Source organism: Melioribacteraceae bacterium (assembly GCA_030584085.1).
GTDB lineage: Bacteria > Bacteroidota > Ignavibacteria > Ignavibacteriales > Melioribacteraceae > SURF-28.
This window is the reverse complement of record CP129490.1, coordinates 2,008,296-2,020,165: the sequence shown is the minus strand read 5'-3', so window position 1 is coordinate 2,020,165 and position 11,870 is coordinate 2,008,296. Positions and strand designations below refer to the sequence as shown.

At 33.7% G+C, this 11,870-nt stretch carries 7 protein-coding genes and 1 tRNA gene; 4 read left to right on the top strand and 4 right to left on the bottom strand.

The window, feature by feature from the left end; translation table 11 throughout:
• Positions 1–9 precede the first annotated feature (9 nt).
• The 4 genes from QY331_09225 to QY331_09210 all read left to right on the top strand — a co-directional run bounded on the left by QY331_09225 (position 10) and on the right by QY331_09210 (position 5,426).
• Positions 10–987: a hypothetical protein gene (locus QY331_09225; protein WKZ68132.1), complete on the top strand. Its 978-nt coding sequence runs from the start codon at positions 10–12 to the stop codon at positions 985–987.
• 5 nt (positions 988–992) lie between these two features.
• Positions 993–2,105, top strand: a complete 1,113-nt coding sequence (locus QY331_09220; protein WKZ68131.1) for a carboxylate-amine ligase — start codon at positions 993–995, stop codon at positions 2,103–2,105.
• A gap of 6 nt (positions 2,106–2,111) precedes the next feature.
• Complete coding sequence (locus tag QY331_09215) at positions 2,112–3,284, top strand: hypothetical protein (protein WKZ68130.1); 1,173 nt, start codon at positions 2,112–2,114, stop codon at positions 3,282–3,284.
• A gap of 108 nt (positions 3,285–3,392) precedes the next feature.
• Complete coding sequence (locus QY331_09210; GenBank protein ID WKZ68129.1) at positions 3,393–5,426, top strand: glycoside hydrolase family 97 protein; 2,034 nt, start codon at positions 3,393–3,395, stop codon at positions 5,424–5,426.
• Positions 5,427–5,479: 53 nt separating this feature from the next.
• Here the strand turns inward: QY331_09210 and QY331_09205 are convergent.
• The 4 genes from QY331_09205 to QY331_09190 form a co-directional block, all read right to left on the bottom strand.
• A tRNA-Leu gene (locus QY331_09205) sits at positions 5,480–5,565 on the bottom strand.
• Positions 5,566–6,059: 494 nt separating this feature from the next.
• Positions 6,060–7,733 carry a glutamine--tRNA ligase/YqeY domain fusion protein gene (locus tag QY331_09200; GenBank protein ID WKZ68128.1) on the bottom strand — a complete coding sequence of 558 codons (1,674 nt, stop codon included), beginning with the start codon at positions 7,731–7,733 and terminating at the stop codon, positions 6,060–6,062.
• A 1-nt stretch (position 7,734) separates the two neighbouring features.
• The gene (gene gltX, locus QY331_09195) at positions 7,735–9,195 is read right to left on the bottom strand and encodes a glutamate--tRNA ligase (protein ID WKZ68127.1); all 1,461 of its coding nucleotides are present in this window, start codon (positions 9,193–9,195) and stop codon (positions 7,735–7,737) included.
• A 79-nt stretch (positions 9,196–9,274) separates the two neighbouring features.
• Entirely contained in the window at positions 9,275–11,632 is a 2,358-nt protein-coding gene (locus tag QY331_09190; protein WKZ68126.1) for a response regulator, read from the bottom strand.
• Between the last annotated feature and the right edge of the window lie 238 nt (positions 11,633–11,870).

Sequence of the window (11,870 nt, the reverse complement as noted above, 5' to 3'; positions counted from 1 at the left end):
GAAATTATTATGAAAAAAATTGGAATACTTTTCGGGCAAGAAAATTCTTTTCCTCAGGCATTTGTCGATAGAGTTAATTCAAAAAAGGAACCCGGAATATCCGCCGAGTTAGCAAGTATTAATAAAGTGATTCAAGGTGAACCGACAGATTATGCAGTAATGATTGATAGGATTTCGCAAGACATTCCTTTTTATCGTGCGTACTTAAAAAATGCCGCGTTATCCGGAACTGCAGTATTAAATAATCCTTTCTGGTGGAGTGCCGATGAAAAATTCTTTAACAATGCTTTGATGACAAAACTTGGTGTTCCGATTCCTAAGACTGTTTTGCTTCCATCAAACCAACATCCACCTGATACAAATGAGTTCTCTATGAGAAATTTAGAATATCCGTTGGATTGGTCGGGTATTTTCAATTACGTTGGTTTTCCGGCTTTCTTCAAACCATTTGCCGGTGGTGGCTGGAAAAATGTTTACAAACTTGAGAATGCCGATGACTTTTTCCGGGCTTATCATGAAACCGGTCAACTTGTGATGATGCTCCAAGAAGCAATTGATTTTACTGAATATTTTAGATGTTATTCGATCGATAGAAAAGATGTTAGAATAATGCAATATGATCCAAAACAGCCTCACCATTTAAGGTATGTTAAAAATCCTAAACCAATTGAAAGTAAACTGCTTAAACAAATTGAAGAATACGTGCTTGTGATTAATAATGCATTAGGCTATGATTTTAATACTGTTGAGTTTGCGGTTAGAGATGGAATACCTTACGCTATTGATTTTTGTAATCCCGCTCCCGATGCGGATGTTCATTCAGTAGGAGAAGAGAATTTTGAATGGGTTGTAGAAGCAGCTGCAAACATGGCAATTAGAAAAGCTAAGAACCATGTAGACAGACAAAACAATTTAATATGGGGTGACTTTATAACTTCTTTTACAGGTGGTAAGCAATTAAAACCAAACAAAAATATAAACAAGTGAAATATATGAGCGATAACAAACTGTTTACTATTGGTATAGAAGAAGAATTCCAAATTATTGATCCCGAAACTCGAGAGTTAAAATCGCATATACAGGAATTACTCGATGAAGGAAAAATGATTTTAAAAGAGCATGCCAAAGCTGAAATGCATCAATCAGTTGTTGAGGTGGGCTCAAACATCTGTTACAATATTAAAGAAGCAAAAGAGGAAGTTAAAAGACATCGCTATAATTTGCGGGAAGTTGCTGCACGTAAAGGATTAAAAATCGGTGCTGCCGGAACTCATCCGTTTAGCAAATGGGAAGAGCAGCAGATAACTCAGCGAGATAGATATCAGGCAGTTGTTGAGGAAATGCAGCAAGTAGCCCGGGCAAACTTAATCTTTGGTTTACATGTACATATTGGTATTGATGATAAAGAAAGAATAATTCACATCATGAATGCAGCAAGATATTTTCTTCCTCATATATTTGCGCTCTCGACAAATTCACCTTTTTGGAAAGGGAGAAATACGGGTTTCAAATCATATCGTTCGAAAATATTTGACCGTTTTCCAAGAACCGGAATCCCGGATCATTTTAATAGTCATGGCGAATATTTAGCTTACGTTGATTTACTTGTCAAAACAAAATGTATCGAAGATCCCAGCAAGATTTGGTGGGATATTCGTCCTCATCCAAAATATCCGACTTTAGAATTTCGTATTTGTGATGTTCAAATGAGAGTTGAAGAGACAATCGCTATCGCGGCATTGATTCAAGCGGTTGTTGTTAAACTATATAAACTGATTGAACAGAATTTAGGGTTTAGACTTTACAGAAGATTAGTAATTAATGAAAACAAATGGCGTGCTTCGCGTTACGGAGTTGAAGGGAAATTAATAGATTTCGGAAAGCAGAAAGAAGTACCGACACGTGAACTTGTAGGTGAATTGCTGAACTTTGTCGATGATGTAATCGACGAACTCGGAAGTAGAGAAGAAATTAATTATGTATATCATATTTTAGATAATGGCACCGGTGCAAAACGACAACTCAAAAAATTTGAAGAAACCGGCAGTTTACTTCACGTTGTAGATTTAATCCTTGATGAAACAAATCAAAATCTTGATGAATAGTTAATAATGATAGAAAGTCTAAGAAAAAATTATAACGAGAATTTTTCCGATAAAAAATATGTTTCATTTTTGGAAGAATGTTGGAGATTAACAAATGGAGAAATTGATTTTAGAATTTGTGAAACACCGTTATTTCTGGACAAAGAACTTAATCAAAAACTTTTAAAAGCATCGGAAGAAATTATTTCAATTCTCAAAACAGAAAAGTTTCGAGAGAATTCTGAGAAAGGATTACCCGAAAAATATCGAATACCGAATGAATCAAAGAATCCTTTATTTCTGCAGCTTGATTTCGGAATTTGTAAAGATGAATCCGGTGAGTTTATCCCAAAACTTATAGAACTTCAAGGCTTTGCATCTCTTTATATGTATCAGTCATTTTTGAGTAAACAGATTACTAAGCATTTTGAAATTCCCATAGAAATGACTGCCTATTTTAATGATTTTGATCATACTAGTTACGAAAATTTCTTTCAGAAAATTATTTTAGGAAACTCTGATCCGGAAAATGTAATTCTATTAGAGATTGATCCGCATATTCAAAAAACACGAATAGATTTTTATTTAACGCAACAAAAAACCGGAATCGAAATTGTTGATGTTCGCGATCTGATAAAGCGTGGCACTAAACTTTTTTATAAAAAAAACGATAAAGAAATTCCCGTTGAAAGAATGTACAATCGTGTAATTTTTGACGAACTAGAAAGAAAAAATATCGAACTGCAATTCAATATTAAAGATGAAATTGATGTTGAATGGGTCGGACACCCAAATTGGTTTTTCAAAATCAGTAAACATTCACTGCCAATGATCAAAAGTGAATTTGCTCCTAAATGCTTCTATCTTAACGAAATTAAACGCTATCCAAAAGATTTGGAAAATTATGTCTTAAAACCATTGTTCTCATTTGCCGGCTCCGGAGTTGAAGTAGATGTTAATGAAGATAAACTAAGTTCGATTAAGGCTAGATCGAATTATATTTTACAAGAAAAAGTTGAATATGCTCCGCTAATTAGTACTCCCGAGGGATATTCCAAAGCTGAAATAAGATTAATGTACATTTGGGAAGATGAGCCGCTTTTGGTTAATAACTTACTTAGAACCGGAAGAGGGAAGATGATGGGAGTTGACTATAATAAGGGATTAAACTGGGTTGGTGCTTCAATAGCATTTCATTAAAATTATTCTTCATTTTCAGTTTTACACTTCGTTATATTTCATTATCAATTAATATTTTTTAAGAGAAATTTTATGTCAACGCGATTTTTAATTTCGATGGTGTTTATTATGTCAATTCTTATAACGGGTTGTGGTTATGATTCATTCCAAGAAGCTACTTCTCCAAATGGTTCAATAAAAATTCAGACAAATCTTACTGATAAAGGAGAGTTTTATTACAAAGTATTTTATGATGGGAAAGTAGTAATTGATTCGTCAACCGTTGGATTTGAATTTAAAAATATGCCGGAAATGAAAACCGGCTTTAATCTTTTGCGAGCTAAACATGAATCGGTTAAAGAAACTTGGGAAATGCCTTGGGGTGAAAAAAGATTTGTCGAAAGTGATTACAATGAATTAAAAATTGACCTAAGGGAAAAAGAAAACCTGGAACGTAAATTTTCCATAATCTTCAGAGTTTTTAATGATGGACTCGGCTTCAGATATGATTTCCCCAAACAAAAAAATATTGATAGTGTGATTATCAAATCGGAACAAACTCAATTTCAATTGACCGGTGATCATACTACGTGGTGGACTCCCGGTGATTGGGATATTTATGAACATCTTTACAATACGACACCAATTAGCAAAATTGATGCTATTTCAAAACGGTCGCATAATAACTTAGCTCAAACATACATTCCGTTTAATGCGGTTAACACACCGGTAACAATGAAGACCGATGATGGCATTTATCTTAGTTTTCATGAAGCCGATCTTAACAATTATGCTGGGATGACGTTAAAAGTTGACACAGAAAAACTATTACTTACTAGTGAATTGGTCGGAAATGATTTTGGATGGAAAGTTGAACAGAAAACCCCGTTTGTAACTCCATGGCGAACTATTCAAATCGTTAAAAGAGCAGGAGATTTAATCGAATCAAGTTTAATTGTAAATCTAAACGAATCAAATGTGTTGCAAGATATTTCGTGGATTAAACCGATGAAGTATGTCGGTATTTGGTGGGAAATGCATCTCGGTAAAAGTAGTTGGGATATGGCTAGCGGAAAACATGGTGCGACAACCGAAAATGCAAAACGTTATATTGATTTTGCCTCACAAAATGGTTTTGACGGTGTACTTGTTGAAGGTTGGAACACCGGTTGGGAGAATTGGATTGGAGAAGATCGAGAAGATATTTTTGATTTTGTTACTCCTTATGCAGATTATGATTTGAACGAAGTGGTCAGATATGCCAAAGAAAATAATGTTCAGATTATCATGCATCATGAAACATCAGCCGCCGTATCTACTTATGAAAAACAACTTGATGCAGCGTATAAGCTCTGTGAAGATCTTGGAATACATGCAGTTAAAACGGGTTATGTCGGACAAATTATTCCTGATGGATATTATCATCACGGTCAGTATATGGTTAATCATTATCGTAAAGTTATTGAAAAAGCTGCACAACACGAGGTAATGGTTAATGCACATGAACCAATTAAAGATACAGGTGAGAGAAGAACATTCCCAAATATGATTTCCAGAGAAGGATTGCGAGGTAATGAGTTTAACGCTTGGGCATCCGACGGCGGAAATCCACCTGAACATTTGACTATTGTTCCGTTTACAAGAATGCTTTCCGGCCCAATAGATTTTACTCCGGGAATATTCGACATAAAATTCGATAAGTATAAAAAAGATAATCAAGTTAATACAACACTTGCTCATCAACTAGCTCTTTATGTTGTGATTTATAGCCCGATTCAAATGGCAGCAGATTTACCTGAGAACTATGAAGGACATCCGGCATTTCAATTCATAAAAGATGTTGGAATTGATTGGGATGAAACAAAAGTGCTAGATGGAGAAATTGGTGAGTTTGTAACTATCGCACGCAAAGAACGCAATACCGGTAATTGGTTCATTGGAAGTGTAACTGATGAAAATGCAAGAGAAATAGTAATTCCGCTTTCATTTATTGATAAAGATAAAGTTTATCGCGCTGTTATTTATAAAGATGCGGAAGATTCTCATTGGGATAAAAACCCGACCGCGTATGTAATTGAAAATAAAGACGTTAAAAATAGTGATGAACTGAGAATAAGATTAGCCCCCGGCGGCGGCGTGGCAATAAGTATATTTCAGCATTAGGTATCCAGAATAAATTAAATAAAAAACCCGATCAATATGATCGGGTTTTTTTGTACCGAAGGCCGGACTCGAACCGGCACATGGTTTAAGCCATACCAGATTTTGAGTCTGGCGCGTCTACCAATTCCGCCACTCCGGCAAATCAATAAGAATAAAATTAGATTTCTAAAATACTAAAGAAGTGATCAGTTATCAAATATTTTCGTTTTTGTAAAGGAGTATTTTTCTGTCGTAAGAGGGGATTCACCGTTAAGAATTTTTAACCTTCTTCTTCTGTCATGGTCAGAGAAAAATATACGTGCAGTGAAATTATTAAAAATGTATTTACCTTTTCTCCTGGTTCTGATAACCGTCCTGCCATCAAAATTGTTTCCATTCCCCGAAAATCTATATCCGAAATAAGAGAATAAAATTGCGACAATTAGTCCGCTAAAGAAAAAAATTATCGACAGTGTTATAATAAAATAAAGCGACATTTTGCCCTGGATTAATATTATTTCAGGAATGAGTAAAAGAGTGAAATGAAAATAGTGAATCGGAATTATTGAAGCAATAGTTAAATACTTTTAAATAAAAAAACTCATTCTATAACAGAATGAGTTTATCCTATTTGTATGATATTTTTGTTTGAACCTACCTATTTAACTTTGCCCAAGTATCACGTAAAGGAACGGTTCTATTGAATACTATTTTTTCATTGGTTGTATATTTTGTATCAACACAAAAATATCCTAATCGCTCGAACTGAAAATTGTCTAGTGGTTTAGCATCTTTTGCAAACGGTTCGATCAATGCATCCTCAATTATCTCTAATGAATTTTGGTTAATATGAGATTTGAAATCGACTTCTTTATCAGCATCGGGATTTTCAACCTTGAATAGTCTATCATATAATCTTACTTCAACTTTAACAGCATGTCTTGCGGAAACCCAATGAATTGTTCCTTTTACTTTTTTATCGCTTTTACCACTACCGCTTTTAGTATCGGGATCGTAAGTACACATAAGTTCTATTACATCTCCGTTTTCATTTTTAATAACCTCTTCGCACTTAATAATATAAGCATACCTTAATCTAACTTCATTACCCGGTGAAAGTCTAAAAAATTTCTTCGGCGGGTCTTCCATGAAATCATCTTGTTCAATGTAAATTTCTTTACAGAAGGGGACGATTCGTTTTCCCATTGATTCATCTTCGGGATTATTTACCGCTTCGAGTTCTTCAACTTTATCGTCAGGATAATTTGTTATCGTAATCTTCAATGGTTTTAGTACCGACATAATTCGCTGTGCTTTTTTATTTAAGTCTTCGCGAATAGTAAATTCCAATAATGCGATGTCAGAAACATTATCGCGTTTTGCAACACCGACTTTTTCGGCAAATGTTCTAATCGACTCAGGTGTATAACCTCTTCTTCTAAATGCGCTTATTGTCGGCATTCTAGGATCGTCCCAACCGTCAACAACTTTTTCTTGAACTAATTGTAGAAGTTTTCGTTTGCTCATAACTGTATATGTGAGATTTAATCGAGCAAATTCAATTTGACGTGGAGGAAATATTTCCAACTCTTTTATAAACCAATCATAAAGTGGTCTGTGATTTTCAAATTCAAGTGTACATATTGAATGTGAAATCTCTTCTATTGAATCAGACTGACCGTGAGCCCAATCGTACATCGGATAGATGCACCATTTATCACCGGTTCTATGATGAGATGCATGTCTAATTCTATACATGATCGGATCACGCATGTTCATATTTGGTGATGACATATCAATTTTTGCTCTAAGAACATGTTCTCCGTCTTTAAATCCTCCGGCTTTCATTTTTTGAAATAATTCTAAATTTTCTTCAACAGTTCTATTTCGGTATGGACTTTCTTTTCCAGCTTCAGTCGGGGTTCCTCTCATTTCCCTGATTTCATCACTATTGCAAGAGTCAACATAAGCTTTGTCTTTTTTGATCAGTGTGATTGCATAATCATAAAGAGTATCGAAATAATCGGAGGCATAGTATTCACGGTCTTCCCAATCAAATCCGAGCCATTGAATATCTTTTTTTATTGAATCGACATACTCAACATCTTCTTTTGTTGGATTTGTATCATCGAAACGTAGGTTACATTTGCCACCATACTTGGCTGCCAATCCAAAATTTAAACAGATTGATTTGGAATGCCCGATGTGTAAATAACCATTCGGTTCAGGAGGAAATCGAGTGTGGACTTTTTTGTATTTACCTGTTGATAAATCTTCGTCGATAAATTCTTCAATAAAATTTTTGGGTTTGTTTTCTTCAGCAGCCATATTAATTCACTTTTATTTTTTCTAATGCAATATTAATTCTGTCAATAACTTCATCCTTACCAAGAATAAAAAGAAGATCGAATACTCCGGGTCCTTGACCAGTTCCAGAAACAGCTAATCTAACCGGATGAATAAGTTTACCGGCACCTACATCTAATTTTTCTGCTGTTGTGCGCAATGCGTTTTCAAAATCTTCTTTGGTTGGATTCTCCAATTTTTGTATCTCATCTCGAAATGCTATCAATTGTTGCGGTGTCTCTTCCTTCCATCTTTTTTGAATTACAGATTCATCATAAGAAATTGGTCTTTCAAAATAGTAATAACTTTTCTCTATGAATTCTTTTACGAAAGTTACTCTCTCTTTCATCGATTCGATAACATTAAGCAGGAATTCATCCGAATAATTGTTTTGAGCATATTGTGAAGAACTTAATTCCTCTTTCAACATTAAAAGAATTTCTGAATTCGATTTTGCTTTGAGATGTTCAAAATTCAGCCAGTCAAGTTTTTCGACGTTAAAAACTGCACCGGATTTATTAACTCTTTCAAGCGAAAAATTTTCTATCAATTGATCCAAGTTATAAATCTCAACATCGTCACCGGCATTCCAACCAAGTAAAGCAACAAAATTGATGAGTGCTTCCTTTAGATAACCTTTCTTTTGATAGTCTTCAACCGCAACATCTCCTTGACGTTTACTGAGTTTGGACTTATCCGCATTTAGCAGCAAAGGTAAATGTGCAAATCTAGGTCTTTCCCATCCGAAGAAATCATAAAGCAGAACATGTTTTGGAGTAGAGGATAGCCATTCTTCGCCTCTAATCACATGAGTAATTTTCATTAGGTGGTCATCAACTACATTTGCCAGATGGTAAGTAGGGAATCCATCACTTTTAATCAAAATTTGATCATCGACGGTCTCACTGTTAAAATCAACTTGACTACGCACAATATCTTCAATTATAATTCGTTGATTGGGTGGGACATTCAATCTTATTACGTATGGCTCATTTGATTCTAATTTATGATTAATTTCTTCTTTGGATAAATTCAAACAATGTTTATCATATTTTGCTTGTAGTTTTTTTTCTTGCTGTTCTTCACGTAAAGCTTGAATTCTTTCGCTTGAACAAAAACAATGGTATGCATGACCTTTTTCAATTAATTTATTAACGTGCTCCTTGTAGATTGCTAATCTTTCAGATTGAAAATATGGACCCAATTCACCACCAACTTCCGGACCTTCGTCATAATTTAATCCAACCCAGTTCATTGTTGTAATTAAATTCTCAACAGCACCTTCAACATAACGGTTTTGATCGGTGTCTTCTATTCGAAGAATAAATTTCCCGTTATTATTTTTGGCAAATAAATAATTATAAAGTGCGGTTCGCAATCCTCCAACATGTAAATATCCGGTGGGACTTGGGGCAAAACGTACTCTTACCGTGTCACTAATCATAGAAAAATACCTAGCGATTTTTGTAAACCACAAAAATAATAAAATTAAATTAGAGAGAGAAAATTGAGGTGAGCTGCTTTTAAGCCTCAGACTTTGTATAATATTTTACTTTCTCAATAAACTCTTTGCTATCAATCGGTTTTGGTATATAATCTGTTGCACCGGCTTCTAAGCACTTTTCTCTATCGCCCTTCATTGCAAAGGCGGTTAAAGCAATTATTGGAGTATCTTTATAACCTTCAAGTCTCCTGATGCTTTCCGTTGCTTCAAAACCATTCATGATAGGCATTTGCATGTCCATAAGAATAAGATCAAAAATTTCTTTTTTTGCAAAGTTGAGAGCATCTTCGCCATTATCAACAACAATTACGTTTTCGAAATTATTCTTTTTCAATAAGCGTGTTACAATAATCTGGGAATGTTTATAATCTTCCGCTAATAAAATTTTTATAACATCTACCTTATCGATTACTTCTTGCGCTGGCGGAGGAGTTTCATAACGATTTATCATCGAGTTCATCACTTCTTGTAGGTCCTCGATGTTAGTACTTTTTTTACTTAATAATTCTTCAAATAAACCGTCAATTTGTTTTAAGTCTTCTTGATAATTTTCTTTACCGGTATAAATTATTATTGGAAGATTTGCGAATTTTTTTTCTGATTTAATTAATTTTATCAACTCAAAACCATTTGGATGGGGCATATCCAGATCAACAATTGCAAGGTCAATATCTTTATCTCTTATCCGATCCATTACTTTCGCAGAAACATTTTCTGCAATAGCATAATAACCGGCTGTGTTTACTGCTTGTTCCAATAAATTAAGAGTCGGTAAGTCATCATCAACACAAAGAATATTGGAATCCTTTCGGAGTTTATAACTTGTTAATACTTCTACCAAATAATTATAATTAATAGGTTTAATAAAATACTCAACCGCGCCCAACATATAAGCTTTTTGTTGATCTGCTTCAACAGCAGAAACTATAACAGGTGTATTTTTTAGTTTTGGATGTTCATTTAATTTCTTTAATAATTCTAAACCATTCGTGGTCGGGAGTTCAATATCCAACAGAATAGCTAATAAGTGTTCACGCTCAACCGCATCCATTGTTTGCGATTCTGTGTTGACCACAATAGGTTCGTAACCCCACTTATTCAAGTAGTTTGTCAGCAATCTTGAGGTTGCATAATCATCTTCAATAACAAGAACTTTGTTGTGTTTGTCCGGTTTTGGTAAACTAGATAAGGTTGATTCTATTTGGGACATTGTTTCACCCTTTATTGTGAAGATAAAATAAAAACCTTTATTATCAGTGGCGGAAAAGAAAATTTCTCCACCCAATATATTAATGTATTTTTCAACCAAAGTGAAGCTTAAAGCCGTAATATTTGTCTCGCGCAGCGATTCTATTTTCAAAGCTTCAAACGGCTTGAAGAGATTGAAATTTTCATTAACGTTTATCCCACCGTTTTTCGATGAGATACTAAACTGAATTTTCTCATTATCATTTTGAACAACACTGATATTAATTATACCATTATTACAAAATTTTTGAGATGCATATAATATAGTTTGCAGAACATATCGTAACTTTTGAAGATCAGTTATCAGTACTTCGTTAATGTTCTTATCAATATCAATTTCTATTAGCAGTTTTGAATCATCATGTTTGCTAAGCTGAGTATCAATAAATTCATTTAAATACTTGCGTAGATTAATTTTCCTCAACTCAATGGAAATGGAACCGGATTCAAATTTTGTTATATCAAGTAAATCGTTTATTGAGCACAGAAGATCTTGAGCATGCTTTTTAATTGTATGTGCATACTCGGTTTGTGAAGAAGTTAAATTATCTTCATTAAGTATTGATATAAATCCGATAATTGAATTAACGGGATTTCGTAAACCTAATACAGTTTCAGAAATTATTTCATAATAAGATTTCTCAGATACAGAAAATTTACCACCTTTGGCTTCTACCCAAACTTTCAAAAGGTATTTTATAAATTCTGAAATTCTTTTTAATTCATCTAAATCATTTTGGGTGAAAGCAGACTTCTTTGCAACTTTTAGGAGAGCAGAATCTTTTTGTGTGAAATCAAATTTAGAACAAATTTCATAAACCAAATATTCTGAAATCTGAAGTTCACATTTAGAATCTGAATAAAAAGAAGTGCCTTTAGCCTTTGTTACATTGCAGACACTGCATGTAAACTCACTACCTATTAAATAATTCTTGCGAGCATTATTAGACTTCCCCAGCACTTGAAATAAGTTATTCTCAAGTACCCGAAAAAGTATCACGGATTGGTAATGGAATTCATTTACTAAAAAATTACAAATAACATTTACAAAATTATCTTTCCCATTTTTAGCCGCGTCAAACAGAGAAGTGTATTTTTGGACTAAGTCAATCTTCGGTTTAATTTCCATTCAGCATTTATTGAATTATTGATGTGACAAAATAAAAAAAAATAAGTTAATTGTTACAAAGTAGTCCTATTAAATTTATTTTGTTTGTTAAAATTTATTAACCAAGCATTTTATATTTACGGACATTCATTTCCATTAATCGGCAGATAGTCATAATAGTGAGCTAATAATTTTAATCTTGATTAAAAGTAATGAGAAAAGTATTTTGCAAAACTTTTTAACGGGCGAGAATTTTATT